Annotated in this window: 20 protein-coding genes; 10 read left to right on the top strand and 10 right to left on the bottom strand. The window is 31.7% G+C overall.

What is annotated here, in order from left to right:
- Positions 1-72: 72 nt before the first annotated feature.
- A complete protein-coding gene (locus MMJJ_RS06190; RefSeq protein WP_104838107.1) occupies positions 73-858 on the top strand; it encodes a 7-cyano-7-deazaguanine synthase in 786 nt (261 codons plus the stop codon).
- On the opposite strand, the gene MMJJ_RS06185 is transcribed toward MMJJ_RS06190, so the two are convergent.
- The 6 genes from MMJJ_RS06185 to MMJJ_RS06160 all read right to left on the bottom strand — a co-directional run bounded on the left by MMJJ_RS06185 (position 859) and on the right by MMJJ_RS06160 (position 6,775).
- Positions 859-1,830 (bottom strand): cobalt-precorrin 5A hydrolase, encoded by a 972-nt coding sequence (locus MMJJ_RS06185; RefSeq protein WP_104838106.1) that lies wholly within the window; start codon positions 1,828-1,830, stop codon positions 859-861. It abuts the gene before it with no gap.
- A gap of 36 nt (positions 1,831-1,866) precedes the next feature.
- Positions 1,867-2,943, bottom strand: coding sequence for a tryptophan--tRNA ligase (locus MMJJ_RS06180; RefSeq protein WP_013999893.1), 1,077 nt, complete (start codon positions 2,941-2,943; stop codon positions 1,867-1,869).
- Positions 2,944-2,970: 27 nt separating this feature from the next.
- Positions 2,971-3,876 carry a methanogenesis marker protein 11 gene (gene mmp11, locus MMJJ_RS06175; RefSeq protein ID WP_104838105.1) on the bottom strand — a complete coding sequence of 302 codons (906 nt, stop codon included), beginning with the start codon at positions 3,874-3,876 and terminating at the stop codon, positions 2,971-2,973.
- Positions 3,877-3,887: 11 nt separating this feature from the next.
- Positions 3,888-4,430 (bottom strand): hypothetical protein, encoded by a 543-nt coding sequence (locus tag MMJJ_RS06170; protein WP_104838104.1) that lies wholly within the window; start codon positions 4,428-4,430, stop codon positions 3,888-3,890.
- A gap of 58 nt (positions 4,431-4,488) precedes the next feature.
- On the bottom strand, positions 4,489-6,105 hold the full coding sequence (gene arcS, locus MMJJ_RS06165; RefSeq protein WP_104838103.1) for an archaeosine synthase subunit alpha: 1,617 nt from the start codon (positions 6,103-6,105) through the stop codon (positions 4,489-4,491).
- A gap of 79 nt (positions 6,106-6,184) precedes the next feature.
- Positions 6,185-6,775, bottom strand: a complete 591-nt coding sequence (locus MMJJ_RS06160; protein WP_104838102.1) for a stage II sporulation protein M — start codon at positions 6,773-6,775, stop codon at positions 6,185-6,187.
- Positions 6,776-6,794: 19 nt separating this feature from the next.
- Here MMJJ_RS06160 and MMJJ_RS06155 point away from each other — a divergent pair, with 19 nt between their 5' ends.
- From MMJJ_RS06155 to MMJJ_RS06145, 3 genes are all read left to right on the top strand, one after another.
- Positions 6,795-7,283 carry a phosphatidylglycerophosphatase A gene (locus MMJJ_RS06155; RefSeq protein WP_104838101.1) on the top strand — a complete coding sequence of 163 codons (489 nt, stop codon included), beginning with the start codon at positions 6,795-6,797 and terminating at the stop codon, positions 7,281-7,283.
- 82 nt (positions 7,284-7,365) lie between these two features.
- Entirely contained in the window at positions 7,366-7,920 is a 555-nt protein-coding gene (locus tag MMJJ_RS06150; RefSeq protein WP_104838100.1) for a DUF483 domain-containing protein, read from the top strand.
- 15 nt (positions 7,921-7,935) lie between these two features.
- Positions 7,936-8,601: a potassium channel family protein gene (locus MMJJ_RS06145; RefSeq protein ID WP_104838099.1), complete on the top strand. Its 666-nt coding sequence runs from the start codon at positions 7,936-7,938 to the stop codon at positions 8,599-8,601.
- Between the two features lie 30 nt (positions 8,602-8,631).
- On the opposite strand, the gene MMJJ_RS06140 is transcribed toward MMJJ_RS06145, so the two are convergent.
- From MMJJ_RS06140 to MMJJ_RS06130, 3 genes are all read right to left on the bottom strand, one after another.
- Positions 8,632-9,438: an ATP-grasp domain-containing protein gene (locus MMJJ_RS06140; RefSeq protein ID WP_104838098.1), complete on the bottom strand. Its 807-nt coding sequence runs from the start codon at positions 9,436-9,438 to the stop codon at positions 8,632-8,634.
- A 27-nt stretch (positions 9,439-9,465) separates the two neighbouring features.
- Positions 9,466-10,248: a 50S ribosomal protein L11 methyltransferase gene (locus MMJJ_RS06135; RefSeq protein ID WP_104838097.1), complete on the bottom strand. Its 783-nt coding sequence runs from the start codon at positions 10,246-10,248 to the stop codon at positions 9,466-9,468.
- Between the two features lie 115 nt (positions 10,249-10,363).
- Complete coding sequence (locus MMJJ_RS06130) at positions 10,364-10,591, bottom strand: hypothetical protein (RefSeq protein WP_104838096.1); 228 nt, start codon at positions 10,589-10,591, stop codon at positions 10,364-10,366.
- 253 nt (positions 10,592-10,844) lie between these two features.
- Here MMJJ_RS06130 and MMJJ_RS06125 point away from each other — a divergent pair, with 253 nt between their 5' ends.
- Complete coding sequence (locus MMJJ_RS06125; protein WP_104838095.1) at positions 10,845-12,011, top strand: methanogenesis marker 16 metalloprotein; 1,167 nt, start codon at positions 10,845-10,847, stop codon at positions 12,009-12,011.
- Between the two features lie 24 nt (positions 12,012-12,035).
- On the opposite strand, the gene MMJJ_RS06120 is transcribed toward MMJJ_RS06125, so the two are convergent.
- The gene (locus MMJJ_RS06120; protein ID WP_104838094.1) at positions 12,036-12,905 is read right to left on the bottom strand and encodes a DUF4013 domain-containing protein; all 870 of its coding nucleotides are present in this window, start codon (positions 12,903-12,905) and stop codon (positions 12,036-12,038) included.
- Positions 12,906-13,015: 110 nt separating this feature from the next.
- Here MMJJ_RS06120 and pyk point away from each other — a divergent pair, with 110 nt between their 5' ends.
- The 5 genes from pyk to fhcD all read left to right on the top strand — a co-directional run bounded on the left by pyk (position 13,016) and on the right by fhcD (position 17,783).
- Positions 13,016-14,359 carry a pyruvate kinase gene (gene pyk / locus MMJJ_RS06115; RefSeq protein WP_104838093.1) on the top strand — a complete coding sequence of 448 codons (1,344 nt, stop codon included), beginning with the start codon at positions 13,016-13,018 and terminating at the stop codon, positions 14,357-14,359.
- Between the two features lie 30 nt (positions 14,360-14,389).
- On the top strand, positions 14,390-15,580 hold the full coding sequence (gene coaBC / locus MMJJ_RS06110) for a bifunctional phosphopantothenoylcysteine decarboxylase/phosphopantothenate--cysteine ligase CoaBC (RefSeq protein ID WP_104838092.1): 1,191 nt from the start codon (positions 14,390-14,392) through the stop codon (positions 15,578-15,580).
- A 9-nt stretch (positions 15,581-15,589) separates the two neighbouring features.
- On the top strand, positions 15,590-16,141 hold the full coding sequence (locus MMJJ_RS06105; RefSeq protein WP_104838091.1) for an endonuclease dU: 552 nt from the start codon (positions 15,590-15,592) through the stop codon (positions 16,139-16,141).
- A gap of 123 nt (positions 16,142-16,264) precedes the next feature.
- A complete protein-coding gene (locus tag MMJJ_RS06100) occupies positions 16,265-16,573 on the top strand; it encodes a ferritin family protein (protein WP_104838090.1) in 309 nt (102 codons plus the stop codon).
- A gap of 301 nt (positions 16,574-16,874) precedes the next feature.
- Positions 16,875-17,783, top strand: coding sequence for a formylmethanofuran--tetrahydromethanopterin N-formyltransferase (gene fhcD / locus MMJJ_RS06095; RefSeq protein ID WP_104838089.1), 909 nt, complete (start codon positions 16,875-16,877; stop codon positions 17,781-17,783).
- Positions 17,784-17,795: the final 12 nt, after the last annotated feature.

Below are 17,795 nucleotides of genomic sequence, written 5' to 3'. Positions count from 1 at the left end.
TATACTACTCTTTTAAAAATTTAAGATAAATCTAAATATTTTATTTTTACGGTAAAATTAAAGGAAAAAACCATGGATAAGGAAGTTAAAACTACTGCTCTTGAATCTTCAATAAAAGCCCTTGATTTAATATATCAAAAAAATGAAATTTCGAAAGAAATTTATGAAAAATTATTGGAACTTCACGAAGTTAGAAACAAGGGTTTTGATGAATTTTTGGCATACTTAAAAAGTGATATAACAAATCAAAACCTAAAAAAAGAAAAAGCAGTTGTTGCATTCAGTGGGGGCGTAGATAGTACTACATCAATAATTGTTGCAAACAAAATTTTTGAAATTTGTGTAGTTACAGTGCGTTCTAAATATATAATGGATGCAAAAACTGAACAGAGTATCCTTGAACTTACAAACTCATTAAATATCTCACATGAATTTATCGATGTGAATTTAGATCCTATTTTTGAAGATACTAAATCTGGAAAATACCACCCCTGCGGAAGATGCCACAGTACTGTTGAAGCTGAAATCTTAAATTACGCTGAAAAAAACGGTATAACCTATATGATATATGGAGATATGCTTTCAATTGGCCATTTATCAATTAAAAAAGTGGATAAAGGAATTAATCGATTAAACATCCTTTCGTTTTTATCAATGGCAAAGGATGAAAGCAGAACTATTTTAAAAGAGTTTAAAATTAATATAAACCAGTCTTACGGATGTCAATTAATTAGAAAAGCGCATAAACACAAAAGCATGCAGAAATTTACAATCCAAAGAATTTTAAGAGAAGTACGGGCCCAAGTAATTACGCCAGAAGAAGGTTTAAAAAATATACTTGATGTAATTAAAATTTAACTACTGTAACGCAATTGAAACTGAAACCCCGTCTTTTTTCATTTTGTTTAAAACAAGGTTTTTCATGTCAAAATCTTTTTCTCGGGTAATTTTTGAAATTCCAAGAATTGCACAAGGCTCACAAACCCCATAAGTTCCAATTGTTTTGAACACGAAATCTGACTTATTTAATGGATATTTTGAATAAATTTCATTTATTTCATCAATTTCAAAGATAAAGAGATTTTTATCAAATCTTTCAGCAGTTTTTAAAATTCCATATTCATCTTTTTTAACCGATACTGTTGAAAATGCATCAATTCTCCATGCAGGAATACCTCGTAAATACAGCGCTTTTTTAACTGCCCAGTAAACCTTGCTTTTTTCGATATTTCTTCTTGAACCCAAACCCAAACTTACAGTTTTTGGTTTTAAAACGATATCATCAACTAAAACGTGGAATTCGTCGTGAAATGATACATTATAAGAATTTAATAACTTTTTAGAAGCTTTCCAAGCTTTTGGAATAGTTAAATCTGGTTTTTCAGATAATACCTTTTTATTTATCAAAAGTATATCTTTTTTAAGCGGATTTTCTAAAAAATAGATTTTTGAGAGTTCATCAATTCCAATTTTTCCATTAACATCTGTTGCAGTTGTTTTTACAACGTTTAAATTCAAGGAATTTCCAATTAAATCTGAAAAATAGTTTCCACCGCCGATATGGTTTGAAAGAAGCGGTACTACGTATTTTTTTGATTCGTCCATTAAAATTACAAAAGGGTCTTTTAATTTATCATCTTGAATTTCTGGAATATATTTTCTTAAAACAATTCCCGATGCCATTATAAAAACAAATCCTGTTTCTTTTCCTGTTATTTCAAAATCTTTTATATTAAAAACTTCGTTATCATAAAAATAGTAATCAAAAACCGATTTTACATCTTTTGCCAGTTTTTCGGCATTTTCAGTAATGTAAACAATTTTTATCATCATAACCCCAAAGATGAAATTTCAAAAATAAAAAATTTAAAGAAGTTTTGCAGCAACTTCTTTTGCTTGCTCCCTTTTTTCTTTTAAATCAGTCATAAATTCGACTAATTTTTGGTAGCATTCTTTTTTACAGGTTCCGCAAGTTAATTCCCCGCTTTTACACTGTTCATATAATTTTTTAAGTTCTTTATCGTCTTCTATTAAGTGGTAGGTGTATAACTCATATACTACACACTCTTCAGGAACTCCACCAAGTTTTTTCTGCTCTTCAAGAGTCTCCCGCCCACCAGTTTTACATGACATGACTTTTTTCTTAAATGACTTTGTTGGTTCATCTGAAAGATATATCGCAGTTTCAGGTTTTGATGAACTCATTTTTCCGCCCAAAAGACCAGTTATAAACCTGTGGTAGGTTGATGACGGTGCAATGAATTTAAAATCTTTATATCTTCCAGCAATGTCTCTTGTAAGTCTTATGTGTGGATCTTGGTCAATTCCAACAGGAACTACTACTGGAACCTTTTTTTCAAGCTGCGGGTGGAGTATATCTGCAACCTGAACAACAGGTGCAAAAACGTGCCCTATATTTGTTTCACCGCTAAATCCATAAATTCCTTTCATTTCAGTGAAATTTACACGTTTAGAAAGGCGCATTGCAAGGTCTTTTACTGTTTCATTTTTTGATTGCAAATAAACATGGATTTTTTCTGGATCAAGTCCTAAAGCAATATAGTTTGTAATGTATTCTTCTATTGCAAGCTTTTTGGTGGTTTCAAAATCCATTCCTCTTGCCCAGTAGGCTTCTAAATCGGCAATTGGAATATATATGTCTGCACCATATTTTTGGTAGTACAAAAGCTGGTCGACAACCATTTTATGTCCAAAATGCATTTTTCCAGAGGGCATCATTCCGGAAACTACCGTAAAATCTTTTCCGTTGTTCATTGCGTCTGCAATTTTTTGAAAATCCCTATGGCCAAACACAATCCCTCTTTTCATAAAGTTGTGCGGTTCTTTCAACGTTTTTACAATTTCTGAAATTGGATTTACGCCAAATTGCTCCATCGTCTTTTTATAATCCAAATCATCTGAAACATCCCAAGGAGTAATCAATATTTCACCTTAATTAAATTAAATAAATTATTCATAAGTTTCGGGTAGTTTTGCAGCGGTTTTGTGGCATTCTGATAAGCCTAATGCAGCTACTGCACCGATTATTCCGCCGTCACCAGTAACTTCTATAATTTCAATGTTGTTTCTCATTGCAACCATTTTGGCCTCGTTTATAGGAACCATTTCCCGTTTAGCTTTCATGGTGTACAATTTCATACTCTGTGAAGGAGTAAGTCCACGGTAAATTGCAATTGCAGTTTTTTCTGAAAGTGTTTTCTCTTTTAAAAGTTTTTCAATTTCTTTTCCAATTTTATATTTGTATTCCGGGTAAATTGCGAAGGTGAGTGCAATCGATACGCAATTTTGTGTTTTATTTGGATTTCCAGGGAATAATTGAGTTATCGTGTGATCTATGTAAAATCCCATTTTAGATTCTTCGATCAAGTTTCCTATCTCATTTGCTAAAACCCAAGTTGCACCTTCTTCTTTAGTATCCGTATCGTCTATTCCAACGGTTATTTTTTCCATTTTTGGAGTCTGAATCATTCCTCTTCCAAGTTTTGAACCGCCACCTTTTTCGATTAATTCAGCAGCAACTACATTTTCGGCATTTTTCCTAAGTTCAATTCCAACCCCTGCACCCGCAAGACCTGCGTAAACAATGTGAACATTGCCATCTTTTAGATACACTTCCTCAATTCCTGCTGCACTAATTGAGGGAACAAGATTAAGATCATTTTTTCCATTTTTTAAAATGAAATGATGCTTATTTCCATTTCTCCATGATGAAACAATTACTGGAGAGGTTCTTTGGTACTGGTACATCAGCCATTCTGAACCGCTTGGACAGGGGTGTTCCTCTACAAGTTCTGTTAACCCGAGTTCTTCATCAACCATTGCTATAATCTTTTTATAAGATACATAATCAGTCATTTTCTCACCATTTAGGCATCACGTTCTTCAAGATACCTTGTAATTTCTTCGTAAATTAAATCAAATAAATCTTTTTCGTAGTTGGATATTTTTTTATCGATATCCGTTCTTGAAAGAGCGTAGTTTAAAATTATTAATTCGAGCTCTCTTTCAATGCCTCGTAATTTCCTGTCGAGTCCGACCATTCTATTGTATATATCCCATTTTAATGAATTATCAACCGAAATATTTAAATTTTTCAACTTGTGAAGGCAGTTTGTCAACTCGTCGTAATTTGAAATTTTTTTATGTGCATGTAATTTTCTAAGATGAGTTTCAAGATCGTTTAATTTATGAGTGTATGCTCTTAATTCATTATCTAAAAACTGTATTTCACGAACATTTACAAGATCGCGATCCAAATCTTTTAGCGTCTCCTCTAAAATACATATTTCGTTATACATTCCCACATAATTTTTAAAAACATCCTTTAATTTTGAACTTTCGTCAAATTGAGGATCTTTTAAAAGAATGAGTTCCGCGAGTTTTTTTAACTTTTTGTTGTATTCTGCCATAGTTTCACTTGGTCGAATATTAAAATTTAAAATTATTGAGTTGTAAATATTTTAAATATTATTTAACATGCCGTATATTTACCAAAACACCATGTGTTGCTTTTTTCATCTCTTTTCCGCTCATTAAAGCTCGTCCAACACCTAAAACTTCATTATCTTTCACGATAACTACTTCGTCATTTACTGAAACGGCTTCATCAGCATCTTTAAATCCTGGAGCAAATAATGATCCCTTTTTAACATTAAAGTCAACTTCTACCCAGTTTGTTTTACCGAGAAGTTCCCCACCTTGTGAAGTTAAAACAAAAAGGCCATTATCATTAATTGATGCCAATTGAACCGTATTTTTGCCTTCTTTTATGAAAAATTTAACATGCCTTCCTTTTATCATTACATCTTCTGGCAAGAAGTTCTTTCCAAGCTGGAATTTTGCAAGTTCTTGATAATTGTGAAGTCTCTGTGCACGTTTTGATTTTGAGTCAGCTGTTTGATCCAATTCTTTTAAGATATTTTTCAGATTTTTTAACGAATTGTCAGATGTTGGATTCCCGTCTGAAGAAATTATGTAATCTTCATCGATATCCAAAATTTCGAGATAGTGTTCTGGAAGATGTGCTATTATCTTTACTTCTTCAAATTTAGATTTTGCGATTTCGATGTAGTTTTTCAGATATTTGTTTATAAACCCAATCTCATCAGCACTCCATTCCCCAGTTACCGGAATATCGTAATCGACAAGCCTTTCAAGTGCTCTTGGAACTACGCCGTAAGGTGAAGTTAAAATCAATTCTTCTACAGGCATTCTTACTGAATTAATTGCATTTATGAAGAACTGGTGGCTTTTTGAATAGGAATATGGTTTTTTTGATGAACACGGCAAAAGTATGATTACATTTGTATATGGCTCGTAATTTTTTGCCCTTTCGATGTATTTTTGAACTTCTGGAATTTTTGTCTCATCAATTGTTACAATTATTTTGTTGGACTTTGAAATCGGAATATTTGTAAGTTCAGGTTTAAACCGCCTGTAATTTGATCGCAAATAAGGGTTTGAAATCGTGGTTTCCTCTACGAGATTTCTTAACGAACCTGATTCGATACAGAATTTTACTTCTTCTAAAACCTGATCGATTATAGATTCGTTGAACGTTTTTAAACTTTCAAAATCTTCTTCTGATTTTATAAGTCTGTTTTTACTAAATTTGTAACCCTGTGCTGCATAGTAGCTTGCAGATGAATAATCAAAATAATCTGCTCCCATATAAACGAGTAATGGAATTTCAGAAGGCATTGCACCTGGAACATATATTCCCGAATTTGGAGAAATCATTTCCCTTACTTTTGGAATAATTTCAATCATTTCTCTTCTTTTTATTATCTGTCGAAGGTCAGATATCACATAAACGTCCATATTTTCTTCGATATCGATTAAATCAGCATATTTTCCAGCATTTATTATCTGGTAGCTTAATTCGCTTTTTCTTACATATTCTGATTTATTTAATTTTACGAGCTCTTCTGCAACTTCCCTTGGTGCATCAAACGGAATTTTTAGCGTTTTTAGTGGTGGAACGTTTATATCAAACTCGATTATTTTTGGAGTGGTCGAAAAAGAATTTGATTCGTGTTTTTCCTTGCAAATTCTTCCTATATCATATAATATCGGCTCTAACATCTAAACACCTTTAAATAAAAAATCAAAATTACGAAAATCTGGTTGAACTTTTAAAGTTAAAATATATTCTTCTACATTATTAAGCTATCCTAAGGGCTATTTGGTAGGTTACAAGTACTTCTACAAATGCCGCAACTACAAATAATAATACAGAAACTAAAAAAATCCGTAAAGAATCTTTAAAATAATCAGCATAATGTTTTTCTTTTCTAAATTTCTTTATTATACTCATTGAAAGTACCAGACCTGATGTAGCTGCCAGAATGAGTGCTGGAATTTCAAAAATACCGTGAGGCCCGATTAAAAGTATAAATTCTAAGGGATTCGTCAAATAAAAAACATATGCCAAAAGATATGAATTTACGGCGATATTTATAAGTGCAAAAAACATAATGATATATGTAAAAGCTGCAACAAAGAGGTTATTTGCCAAAATTATTGCAATTATTTCAAATGGACCTTTATTTTCTATTGAAAAACTCTGAACTTTTATTTTAAATGATTCGTACATCAAATCTCCGAAATAACGGAATTGGAACATGTCATAGTAAATAAATACGTAAGAAAATAAAAATGTTGCCAGAAATATGGTCGAAACTAAGTAAATTGTATTTTTATGCCTTTTTAGTGCATCAAAAATCTCTAAAATTTCGTAAACTTCTTTACTCATGGTACCCGGGCGTGATATTGTGACTGAATCTTTAAAAAATAAATGCAATTCATCGAATAAAAACATGTTGGAAAGTGATGTTGTCAAACTTTTATCAAATTTGGGCGTTAATTTTGACAATATGCTAAAATGCGGAATGTACATGTGTATCTGCGATGAATCTGAAAAAAAAGAAATAGAAACTAAATTTTTGGAAATTATGAAAAAACAGATAAAAAATCCAAATGTATCTACTCTTTTAATATCTGCAATAGTTATGGATGAAAGAGGAAGAAATGGTGGCCTTCCCTTTGATTACGATAGCGATCCGACTTACGTTTACGCAGATGAAGTTATAGGAATGGCAATTGCAAATGAAATCGCGGGAACCAAAGCTACATTTAATTTCAAGTGGTACGATGCAAAAAAACCAGGTGTAATTGGAAAACTCGACAAAGATGGCTACATGTTTTTAGATGACGCTGTTGCAGGATTTGTTGCGGGTTGCATGTCAAAAGTTTTTGAATAATTTGTTAATTTTAAAACAATATCTTTTTTTAATACATCTAACAATAATATATAACAAAATAATTTCAAAGAACGGGAAATCCATGGAAATTGAAAGACTCTACAAAAAAATAGTCGAATTAAGAGATAATGATTCTGATAAATTTCAGGTGCTTTCAAAGCATATTCAGTCAATGCCTGACGATATGTTTGAATATATCTTAAAAAGACTTGAAAAACAGATTGAAATTGTAAAAAAATACGAAATTGAAATAAGGCCCGCGATAGATCCATTTGTTTCTTCGGAACTTGGAATATACCGAAGACTTGATGATTTAGAACTTGGTGAACTTTTAGATTATCCAGAATGCTGTGTAAAATCTTTTTCCGAAACTGCAAGGTATGGAATAGATTCTGAACATTTAAAAGAAATTGAAAATATGGAATTTGATGAAGAAACTTACGCCGTTATTCTTCCATCAGGATTTATTCCTTGCAGTATCAATTGCAAAAAAGCCATAGCGAATAAATTAATTGGGAAAATAGATAAAAAAACTTATGATAAACTTTTGAAGATGGAAGAAGAACTTTTTATAGAATTGCCCCATTATCACGGTGCTTATGATGAATATTTCGAAAAAATAATTGTAAAAAAGTAAAAAAAGGTAAATTTTATGTATATTATAGTTGCAGGAATGGGCAGAGTTGGAATTTCACTTGCAAAGTCGCTTTCAGGTAAAGGGCACGATTTAGTAATACTGGATCAAAACAAAAAAACATGTGAAGAAGTTGCAGGCGAAATCGATGCTCTGGTAATTAACGGGGACTGTACCAAAACAAAGTCTCTTGAAAATGCAGGAATTGAAGATGCCGATATATTTATTGCTGTTACCGGAAATCAAGAAATTAATTTAATCAGCGGATTAATTGCAAAAAAATTCAACGTTTCGAAAACTATCGCAAGAGTAAGTGAGCCAGATTACAAGGACGTATTTGAAAGCCTTGGAATTGGAGTTGTAATCAGTCCAGAACTTGTTGCAGCAAATTATATCGAAAAATTAATTGATAGACCTGGAGTTGTAGACCTTGCAATCGTTGGAAGGGGAGATGCAGAGATTTTAGAGCTTCTAATTCCTCCAACGTCAAAAGTTGCAGATAAAAAAATTAGGGAACTTGGCGGAACAAAAGACTATGTTATAATCGCGATTTACGAAGGAAACGAATTAAAAATCCCTGATGGAAGTACTGAATTAAAAGCGTACGATAGAATTTTAATTTTAGCTAAAACAGACTCATTAGATGAAGTTAGAAAAGTATTTTCAAGCGAAAACAAGGAATAATTTAAAAATTAAAAATAACTTTTTTAAAATTTATTTTAGGTAATTAATACAGTAATCTGCAATTTTTTCGGGAACATTTACAAAATTCATCATTCCCCGAAACTGCGGTGTGATGTTTGCTTCTAAAATATAATTTTTATCGTTTGAAATTAATACATCAATTCCAACAATATCGGCACCCAATTTTTTTACAGAATCTAAAACCATGTCTTCAACTTCGTTTGATAGTTTAAATTCCTTTATTTCTGCACCAAGTGAATAATTTGCTTTCCAACTATTTTTTGGAATTCTTTCCATCGATCCGATGATTTCATTATTCACCAAAAAAACCCGTATGTCATGGATATATGGGACAAATTCCTGAACAAAAAGTTCATTTTTTTCATTTTTTTCAAAAACTTCAACAAACTCAGATTTTGAAGTTACTTTCAAAACTCCATCCCCGTATCCGCCATAAATTGGCTTTAAAACGCAGGGGTATCCAAAATTATTATCGATTTTATCAAAAATTTCAGAAATGTCTTTTGAGTAGGTTAAAAATGATTTTGGAGATACTTTTTTTAATTTTAAATAGGTAAGATACTTATTTTGACACGTTTGAATGGTTTCAGCCGAATTTATAACTGGAATATCTTTTGAAATGTCTTTTAAAGCATAAATGCCCTCGATTAAAAAATCTCGCTCAACTCTTGATAATATCAAATCAAAATCATAACTTTCAGAACCTAAAAACACATTTAAAGGGCCTATAAATTCAACACTGCATCTTTTTTTAAGTTCTTCAAAAATCATTGTATTTTCGGGCGTTTTTTTGTGGGCTAATATTCCAATCTTCATAAAAATCCCTAAATTTTATTTTGTACTTCATTTTATAATTTCAACATTTATTGATTCTAAATCTCCGCCCATTATGTAGGATAATTTTATTTTAACAGTTCCCGTCTTTAATTCACCATTTATTGGAATTACAAGCGGTGGATTTAACATAGGGCTTGATCCAGAAATAAGATTTTCTTTTAATTTAGTATAAGTGTTCAATCTTACAGCAGGATTTTTTACGTCTTCTTTTAAATCAAATTCGAGTAAATATTCGACATCTTCATCATTTACCCGATAAAAATTAATTGTATCGTAAACAATCTCGTTTGAAACTTCTTCAGATGTTACTTCTTCATCGTAGTAAATGTGGCCCATTTTTGATTTTACTATTTGGGCGGAATTATAAACTTCTTCTGGGATTATTATTCCCCCTTCTTTTAAAAGCCCCTTTTCAATTATCGAATTTAAAACAGGAACCTGTGGTTCGGTAATTAATCCTGTGTCTAAAAGTTCTGCAATTACCACATCTGCTTTTTCGGAAAATGGATAGTATGCTGCATCATCCTCGATAACAGTGATATTCTCAAAATTATTTTCATTTATATTTTCTCTTGTATATTCTGTCGTTATTGGGTCCAATTCTACTGCATAAACGTGCTTTGCATTTTTCGCTGCAATCATTGCAAGAATTCCGCTTCCAGTCCCAAGATCAAATACAATGTCCCCAGGTTTTACGGAAGTTTCAACTGCTTCTTTAAATACTGAAACCCGTTCATCATCCAAAAGCATGCTGTAGTGCCACTGAGGTACAGACAATTTTAATTCCACTAATACCACCAGAATTTTAGTTTAAAAATGAATATCTGTAATTATATATTAAACATGTGTTGTGAAAATTGTGTGTGAAAATAAAAAAAAGGAATTTCATAAATTCAGTTTTGATTTATTCAAATCTCAAATAATATTCCCCAAATGTAATGTCAGAATAAAGTTCGTTTTTTGATTTCATTTTTTGAATTTTCTTGGAGATTTCATTTAAAAAAGCCGTTACTTTTAGCCCCTCTTCCAAATTTTTAGGAATTACAAATATTTTTCCATTTGGCCCAATGTCTTTTATATAACCCCCACTTGCAATTATTTCATTTTTACGAATTATTTCAAAATTTAACATGGCCACCCCGCCCAAAAAACCTTGTTATACCTATTAAATCATTTTATCGGAAATTAAAAACTAAAATAGCGTTATTTTAAACCGCTAATTAAAATTATGAATTTTATCAATATATAAAGATATAATTAAATCGAAATGAAGAATAAGATAAATCATCTTTCCAAAAATTTCTTAAGATACCTCATCCAAAACATTGTAAATACAAATTGTAAATCCTTAAAAGGATTGACTAAAAAGATATTTTGGTGCCATTATGGAAAAATTAGTAGTTACTGTTGATGAATTAAAAAAAATGGTAAGAAATAACGAAGAAGATAAAATTGATGAAGTTGAAGTCGTAACAGCGGGCACTTGCGGAATAATGTCTGGAACTTTAGGTATATTCCATATACCCATCGGTGAATCATTTAAAAAAGCCGAAAAATTCTATTTAAATGGAATTGAAGGATATCCTGGGCCTTGCCCTAATGAATTTTTAGGTAGTGTTGACTGCACAATTTATGGGACAAAACATTTCAAAAATTACGGTGGCGGTTTTTTATTTAAAGACCTAATTTCTGGAAAAGAAGTTGAAGCCGTAGTTGAATCCGATGGCAAAACGTACAAAAAAATGATAACTCTAAAAGACATGCCGACCGCAAAACTTATTGGTACCAGAAATGCATTTAAAAATTATGTGGCGTTAACAAACACGGGCAAACCCGTAAATACAATATTTCATAGAAAAATGTTAAAATCGGGAGAAGCTTCTTTTTCAGGCTGTGGTGAATTAAACCCGCTTCAAAACATGAATTCTGATGAAAAATATATTACTGGAAAAAAAATACTTGTAAATGGAGCTGATGGCCTTATTTTAGGATATGGTACCAGATCATCAAAAGAAAAACCAAACATGATGATTTCTGCAGATATGCATGAAATGGACGAATATTATATCGGAGGATTTACAACATCTGCAGGTGTAGAGATTTTTAATACCATTGCTGTTCCAATCGAAGTGAACGAAAAAAATAAAGAATATTTAAAGACGCTTGATTCTGAAATAGAACTTCCATTAACAAACGTATTTGGAAGAACGAGTCTTGGCAGTGGAAAATATTCTGAAGTATGGGAAAAAGCAGACTTAAGGCCTAAAGTTGATATTAACAGGTGCAGGGTTTGTGATTCTTGTGAAGCTCAAAAAATGTGCCCAACAAATGCAATTGTAAGACTCGACCATTTGGGAAAAAGAACACTGCCAAATGAAAACTGCTTTGGATGCGGAGTATGTGTTGATTCGTGTGCTTATGGAGTATACCAGATGGATAGAAAAAGTATCATGGGAATTCCAATAACCTGCAGGCAGTCGGATAGAGTTAGAGCACTAAAACTTGCAAAAGAACTTAAAAAACGAATTGAAAAAGAAGAATTTAAAATTTAAGATTTACTTTAAAATTAAAAATAATTATTCATTATTTTCAGTACCTGCATTTTCTTCCAAAATACTTTCTTTTTTAGATAAATAATAATTTGAATAGCTTCTGTATCCAAATACCGTCAAAAACATCTGTAAAAACGGCATTGCAAGTACGATAAGGGCTATTGCGACCATTAAAAATACATTTTGTGTAAATATTCCAATTAGTACTGGGATTAATAGTACAATAATCACTGGAATGACCACCAATATCGAAACAAGCGCTACTGCAACAATTACAAGTATATATTCTATTGATATTTTTGAAACTACTTCTTTTAAATCAAAAAATCCCATGAATTCCTTTTTATCTACGAAATTAATCGTTGCAAGGGTTATGTAAAGTGCTTCAATTGCTGAAAGTACAAAAGATACCAAATTCATGAATACGTTAAAAATCAACACGTTTGAATAACCATCATTTAACATCAAAAGTATAACAAATGGCGCTGTGACTATAAGGCTTATTATTCCAAATAGCAGTTGAAGAATAAAAATTCCGAAGAAAAAATGCGCCCCTTTACTTAATAGCCCTTTAAAATCTTCCCATTCTGGAAGTTCAAAGCTTCCTTCAAGAGTATTTTCAATTACTTTCATATAGTATCCATAAATAAAAGCAGTAAAGACTACTCCAATCGTTGCAACTATAAAACCCACTAAAATTCCGCCAAGAGAAGTAAATAATGCAAGTTCTGGTGCAATATCCAATAAAGAAGGAATTACACTTGCAAACATTATTAAAAGTCCCAATATTATTCCGCCAATCGAAATTAATTGGAAAACTCCCCCTACAAATATCTTTTTCGGATCTGACCATGCAAACTGTAGCGGATCCTTAATGTACCGTTCAAAAAACATTTTTCCAACCACCCGCGATGTTATTATAATTTAATTTTGATATAGTTATTAAATTATTTTTCTTCTCGCATATCTAGGTAAGTATTATTTTATATTTTGGAGGGGTAATTTTGGTTGAAAAATCGACGGAATATAGGAAAACCAAAATTCTGGTTACTATGGGGCCATCTCTTGAAGGAACTTTTGAAAAAAGTCTTGAATTTATTGATGGAATTCGCTTTAACATGTCCCACGCAAACATAGAAAGTATTGAAAAATATCTTGATACTTTAAATGAAAAAAATATTGCAAAACTCATGGATTTAAAGGGAAACAAGATTAGAATAAAAAAATCAAATTTTTCAGAACTCATTGAAAATCAGGTTGTAAAACTTGGAAAAGATATTCTAATTTCATATATTCCAGAATGTATTAAAAAGGGCCAAAACATTCTGATTAATGATGGAAAAATAAAATTAATCGTTGAAAGTGTTGAAAAAGATATAACTGCACGTGTTTTAGTTGGGGGACACATAAAAGAAAAAATGGGAGTAAACTTTCCAGAAGGGTGTTTTCCAAACGATTTAACGGATGAAGATATAAAAAACGTGAAATTTGCAGTTGAAAATGAATTTGAATACATTGCACTATCTTTCGTTAGAAGTGAAACGGATATTTTGAATTTAAAAAATTTAATTAAAGAATATTCTGGAAATTGTTCGGTTATTGCAAAAATTGAAACCAAAGAAGGATTGAAAAATATTGATGAGATTTTAAATCATTCAGATGGAGTAATGATTGCAAGAGGAGATCTTGGAGTTGAAGTTGCCATTGAATATTTGCCGATAATTCAAAAAAATATCATAAAACTTGCAAATGAAAAAGGAAAGCTTGTAATTACGGCAACACAGATGCTTGACTCGATGGTGAATAATCCTTATCCAACAAGAGCAGAAGTTACAGATGTTGCAAATGCAATATTTGATGGAACTGACTGTTTAATGCTTTCAAATGAAACCACAATTGGAAAATATCCAATTGATTCAATAAAAACTCTCGATAATATTGCAAAAGTATCAGAAGGAGATATTTCAAAATTCAAACAAGAAATAGAGTTTGAAGAACATTCAATATATTCCGGAATTGCCTACGCAGTTGAAGCTCTTTCAAAAAAATTAAATCCAAAAATAGTGATTACCCCAACAACATCGGGAAAAACTCCGCTCAGAATTTCAAAATTCCGGTTTAGTTCACCAATTATTGCACTTGCTCCTGAAAATATAGTTTTTAGAAAATTAAGACTTGTTTGGGGAGTAATTCCTAAAAAAATTGATGAAATAGGAGATGTTGATGAAGTACTTGAAATATCTAAAAAAATTGCGAAAAATATAATTGGTAGCGGGATTTACGTTGTAACGCTTGGGCACCCAAAAGGCGAGAAAAAAACAAACGTTATAAAAGTTGAGAGCATATAATCAAATAACAGCTGAAAAAAGGAGATTTAAATGCACCCTACAAAAACACTCCACGGAGCAAAATCCAAATTACTGAATGGTAAAAAACTCGTTGTAGCAGTTACTTCATCGATTGCCGCGATTGAAGCACCAAAAATGATGAGAGAATTAATCAGACACGGTGCTGAAGTTTACTGCATAATGACAGAAGAAACAAAGGATATCGTTGGAAAATACTCATTTGAATTTGGATGCGGAAACGAAGTAATGGATAAAATTACTGGAAAAATTGAACATGTCGATTTATACAACAAATGCGATGGAATGATAGTTTTTCCTGCAACTGCAAATATAATATCCAAAATTTCACTAAATATTGCAGATAACATTGTAAACACGACTGCAATGATGTTTTTAGAAAAAAAGCCAATTATAATTGCTCCATCAATGCACCAGAATATGCTTGATACCGTTAAGCCCCACATAAAAAACCTTTCTGAAAAAAATAATGTTTTTGTAATGGGCTCGAAAATGGAAGAAGAAAAAGCAAAAGCAATTTCAATTGATGAAGTTTCAAAGCTTGCAATTGATGTGTTTTCCGATAAAAAAGAAGAAAGAAAAAAAGTACTTATTTTATCAGGCGGAACTGCTGAACCAATTGATAAAGTCAGAGTAATTACAAACCTTTCGTCTGGAAAAACCGGTGTTTCACTTGCAGAAGAATTTTGTAAGAACAATTACAACGTTGAAGTGATAAAAGGACTTGGAAAAGATGTTCCATATTATATAAAATCAGAAAACGTGATCACTTCAGAAGAAATGCTTAAAAAAGCTCTTGAACTTGGGGAAAATGCAGATATAATTATTTCATGTGCCGCAATTTCAGATTATGCTCCTGAAACTAATTTTGAAGGAAAATTAAGTTCAGATATAAAAACACAAGTTATAAATTTAAAACAAACTCCCAAAGTGTTGGATGAACTTAGAAAAAAATTCCCTCAAAAAATCATTGTGGGATATAAAGCAGAATACGGGACAAATTTAGATGAATTAACGGAAAAAGCGAAAATAAGGCTTGAAAAATATAATTTAGATATAATTGTTGCAAACGACCTTTCAAAACATTATTTTGGCGACGACTCAAACGAAGTTTTGATTATCGATAAAGAAAAAGCTTTGAAAGTTTCAGGAAGTAAAGATGAAATATCTAAAAAAATTGTTGAAATGGTAAATAATCTCTAAAGGGATAATTTGGAATATAAAGATGAAATTGGAGTTATTGGTATTGATGATGCGCCGTTTAACAAGTCTGATAAAGAAGCGCTGATTATTGGAACTTACATGAGGGGTAACAAAATAGTCGATGAAATATTGTTTAAAAAAATAGAAAAGGACGGATTTGATTCGACTGAACATATTTTGAAAATTGTAAAAGATAAACATTTTACAAAAATAAATGCCATTTTTTTAGACGGCGTTACTTTTGGCGGTTTTAATATTGCAGATATTGTTAAAATTTACAATGAAACAAAAATTCCGGTAATTGCAGTTATGGAAAAAGAGCCTGATCTTTTAAAAATGAAATCTGCTTTAAAAAAATATTTTTTTGATTTTCCTGAAAAAATTGAAATGTTGGAATCATTTCCAAAACCTGAACCTTTTGAAAATATATTCATTCAGTGTATCGGGATAAGTTTTGAAGATGCATGCAAAGTAATCAAAAAAACAAGGCTTAGAAGTAAAATTCCAGAATGTCTTAGAATTTCGCATATTGTTGGAAGGGGATTTTTGAATATTGACTAAAAGACTTTTTTATAATGGGCAAAAAAGCACCTGAACTATGTCTGGTATATAACTATTCCCAAAATTATTTTTAAGTAAAAAAAGAAAATTATTAAAATATAAAAAAAGAAGGAGGCTTTTTTTATGCCAGATTTTGGACATCCCTTTGCAGGAGTTGCAAAAGACAGAAAATTAACTGATGAGGAATTAATTCGTTCTATACGTTTTATGATCGCAGCTGAATATGAAGCAATACAGCTCTATATGCAGTTAGCAGAATCAACCGATAACGAACTTGCTATTGAGGTCTTAAAGGATATAGCTGATGAGGAAAGAGTACATGCTGGAGAGTTCTTAAGACTTTTAAAAGAGCTTAGCCCAGATGAAGAAAAATTCTATGCCGAAGGTGCAGAAGAAGTTGAGGAAGAAATTGAAAAGCTAAAAAATAAATGAAGTGAATATTAATAGTAAATATCATTTAAAGAGCCCTTTTGGGCCCTTTAATATTAGCATTTTATATGAAAAAATTTAAATTCTAAAATTAATTCCAAAATGCCTTAAAATTTCACATATTATTGGAAGATGATTTTTGAATATTGACTAAAAAGCTTTTTTATAAAAAATTGGGAATTATTAATGGTTATTTTCTTTTTAAAGGCAATTAATGCCCTTGTTTTCCAAAATCAAATAAAAAAATATTAATAATAGTTTTTTCATATTCTTTCTGTCTATATAATAAGTACGGAGGAATAACATGGAACTAAACGGTGTAGTAATTGAAGATACATTCGCAGAAGGATTCCCGATCTGGGTTTCAAGAGTATTAATCACAGCAGCAACAGAAAGATTAGCAAAAGCAGCTGCAACTGAAGCAACAGGATTTGCATGCTCAGTTATCATGTGCCCAGCTGAAGCAGGTATTGAAAAATACGTATCACCTGCAGAAACACCTGACGGAAGACCGGGATACATTATTGAAATCTGTCACCCTAAAAAAGCAGAAATCGAACACCAATTATTAGAAAGAATCGGACAGTGTGTATTAACAGCCCCAACAACAGCAGTATTCAACGCAATGGGCGAAGATGCTACAGAAGAATTAAAAGTTGGTTTCAAATTAAAATACTTCGGCGACGGATACGAGAAAAAAGTAAAATGCGAAGAATGCGGAAAAACACTTTACTCAATTCCAATCATGGGCGGAGACTTCCTCATTGAAAGTAAACTTGGAATTAAAAAAGGAGTTGCAGGAGGTAACTTCTTCATTATGGCTGAAAACAACATGGCTGCATTAATGGCTGCAGAAGCTGCAGTTGACGCAATCAGCGAAGTTGAAAAAACAATTACACCATTTACCGGGGGAATTGTAGCTTCAGGAAGTAAAGTAGGATACACAAACCCTAAATACAGCTTCATGGCTGCAACAACAAACGAAAAAATGTGCCCTACGTTAAAAGAAACTGTTGAAGGAACAGAAATTCCAGCAGATGTTAACGGGGTTTATGAAATCGTTATCGACGGTATCGACGAAGCTTCAGTTGCTGCTGCTATGAAAGCAGGAATTAAAGCTGCAGTAACAATTCCCGGCGTTAAAAAAATCACTGCTGGAAACTACGGTGGAAAATTAGGTCCTTACCAAATAAAATTACAAGAATTATTCTAATTCTTTTTAACT

The organism is Methanococcus maripaludis (assembly GCF_002945325.1).
Classification (GTDB): domain Archaea; phylum AGJL01; class Methanococci; order Methanococcales; family Methanococcaceae; genus Methanococcus; species Methanococcus maripaludis.
This window is presented reverse-complemented; position numbering and strand designations above follow the sequence as displayed.

Bases quoted from the DNA above. Each gene is read 5' to 3' on its own strand.
- MMJJ_RS06190 (WP_104838107.1), top strand. From the start codon at position 73: ATGGATAAGGAAGTTAAAACTACTGCTCTTGAATCTTCAATAAAAGCC.
- MMJJ_RS06185 (WP_104838106.1), bottom strand. From the start codon at position 1,830: ATGATAAAAATTGTTTACATTACTGAAAATGCCGAAAAACTGGCAAAA.
- mmp11 (WP_104838105.1), bottom strand. From the start codon at position 3,876: ATGACTGATTATGTATCTTATAAAAAGATTATAGCAATGGTTGATGAA.
- MMJJ_RS06170 (WP_104838104.1), bottom strand. From the start codon at position 4,430: ATGGCAGAATACAACAAAAAGTTAAAAAAACTCGCGGAACTCATTCTT.
- arcS (WP_104838103.1), bottom strand. From the start codon at position 6,105: ATGTTAGAGCCGATATTATATGATATAGGAAGAATTTGCAAGGAAAAA.
- MMJJ_RS06160 (WP_104838102.1), bottom strand. From the start codon at position 6,775: ATGAGTAAAGAAGTTTACGAAATTTTAGAGATTTTTGATGCACTAAAA.
- MMJJ_RS06150 (WP_104838100.1), top strand. From the start codon at position 7,366: ATGGAAATTGAAAGACTCTACAAAAAAATAGTCGAATTAAGAGATAAT.
- MMJJ_RS06145 (WP_104838099.1), top strand. From the start codon at position 7,936: ATGTATATTATAGTTGCAGGAATGGGCAGAGTTGGAATTTCACTTGCA.
- MMJJ_RS06140 (WP_104838098.1), bottom strand. From the start codon at position 9,438: ATGAAGATTGGAATATTAGCCCACAAAAAAACGCCCGAAAATACAATG.
- MMJJ_RS06130 (WP_104838096.1), bottom strand. From the start codon at position 10,591: ATGTTAAATTTTGAAATAATTCGTAAAAATGAAATAATTGCAAGTGGG.
- MMJJ_RS06125 (WP_104838095.1), top strand. From the start codon at position 10,845: ATGGAAAAATTAGTAGTTACTGTTGATGAATTAAAAAAAATGGTAAGA.
- MMJJ_RS06120 (WP_104838094.1), bottom strand. From the start codon at position 12,905: ATGTTTTTTGAACGGTACATTAAGGATCCGCTACAGTTTGCATGGTCA.
- coaBC (WP_104838092.1), top strand. From the start codon at position 14,390: ATGCACCCTACAAAAACACTCCACGGAGCAAAATCCAAATTACTGAAT.
- MMJJ_RS06100 (WP_104838090.1), top strand. From the start codon at position 16,265: ATGCCAGATTTTGGACATCCCTTTGCAGGAGTTGCAAAAGACAGAAAA.
- fhcD (WP_104838089.1), top strand. From the start codon at position 16,875: ATGGAACTAAACGGTGTAGTAATTGAAGATACATTCGCAGAAGGATTC.